This is a genomic window from Ectothiorhodospira sp. 9100, from assembly GCF_022227565.1.
Taxonomy (GTDB): Bacteria; Pseudomonadota; Gammaproteobacteria; order Ectothiorhodospirales; family Ectothiorhodospiraceae; genus Ectothiorhodospira; species Ectothiorhodospira marina.
The window spans coordinates 1-1,448 of the sequence record NZ_JAJNAN010000108.1 but is presented as its reverse complement, the minus strand read 5'-3'; the positions used below and the strand labels follow the sequence as shown (position 1 = coordinate 1,448).

1 protein-coding gene is annotated in these 1,448 nt (G+C 63.3%); it reads left to right on the top strand.

Translation table 11 applies throughout. The features are described 5' to 3' along the window. Positions 1-1,260: HsdM family class I SAM-dependent methyltransferase (locus LPW29_RS15105; RefSeq protein WP_238628698.1), on the top strand; the 1,260-nt coding region annotated here is incomplete at its 5' end. Positions 1,261-1,448: the final 188 nt, after the last annotated feature.

The following is a 1,448-nucleotide window of genomic DNA, read 5'->3' as shown; positions in this document are numbered from 1 at the left end:
CTCAACCCCGAGTCCTACGCCATCTGCAAGGCGGACATGCTCATCAAGGGCCAGGCGGTGGAGCAGATCAAGCTGGGCAACACCCTCTCCGATGATCAGCTGGCCGGCCAGCGCTTCGACATCATGCTCTCCAATCCCCCCTTCGGGGTGGAGTGGAAAAAGGTCCAGAAGGCGATTACCGACGAGCATAACCAGAAGGGCTTCGAGGGGCGCTTTGGCCCCGGTCTGCCCCGGGTGTCCGATGGCTCACTGCTGTTCCTGATGCACCTGGTGAGCAAGATGCGCCCCCGCCAGGAAGGTGGCTCGCGTATCGGCATCATCCTCAATGGCTCGCCGCTGTTCACCGGTGGGGCCGGCAGCGGGGAATCGGAGATCCGCCGCTACCTGCTGCAGCACGACCTGGTGGAGGCCATCATCGGCCTGCCCACCGACATGTTCTACAACACCGGCATTGCCACCTATGTGTGGATCCTCTCCAACGACAAGCCCGCCGAGCGCCGGGGCCAGGTCCAGCTGATCAACGCCACCGGCCGAGCCAGCAAGATGCGCAAGTCCCTGGGCAGCAAGCGCCAGTATGTGGCTGATGGTGATATCGAGGAGATTGTGCGGCTGTATGGCGCCTATCAGGAGACGGAGGAGAGCCGGGTCTTCCCGGTGGAGGCCTTCGGCTACCGACGCATCACCGTGGAGCGCCCGCTGCGGCTCAACTTCCAGGCCAGCCCCGAGCGCATCCAGCGTCTGCTGGAGGAAAAGCCCATCCAGAAGCTGGATGGGACCACCCGCCTGGGTGTCCAGGCCGCCTGCGAGCGACTGGATGCCGGGCATGTCTACATGGGCCGCGAGGCCTTCTTGAAGGATTTGAAGGCGGCGCTGAAGGATCTGGACCTGAAGCTGAGCGCCCCGGTCATGAAGGCCATCCTGGGCGCCCTGTCCGAGCGCGACCCCGAGGCGGACATCTGCACCGACGCCAAGGGTAATCCGGAGCCGGACACCAGCCTGCGGGACAATGAGAATGTGCCCCTGGGTGAATCCGTGTTCGACTACTTCGAGCGGGAGGTGAAACCCCATGTGCCCGACGCCTGGATCGACGAGAGCAAGCGCGACGACCTGGACGGGGAAATCGGCATCGTGGGCTTCGAGATCCCCTTCAACCGGCATTTCTACCAGTTCACCCCGCCGCGCCCGCTGGAGGAGATTGACGCGGATCTGAAGGCCTGCACGGATAGGATCAAGCGGATGATTGAGGAGCTGTCGACATGAGGCATGGGTTGTCATTTCGTTAACTCTCATGCATCAAGGTCGTGAGTCACCCACGATGATGAAAGATAACGAGGGTGACTTACCAAGCCCCTCTCCCCTGCGGGGAGAGGGGTGAGGGGGAAGGACCGGCACAGTGCCTATCCCGCCCCCTCATCCCCGGCCCTTCTCCCCCGAGGGGGAGAAGGGAG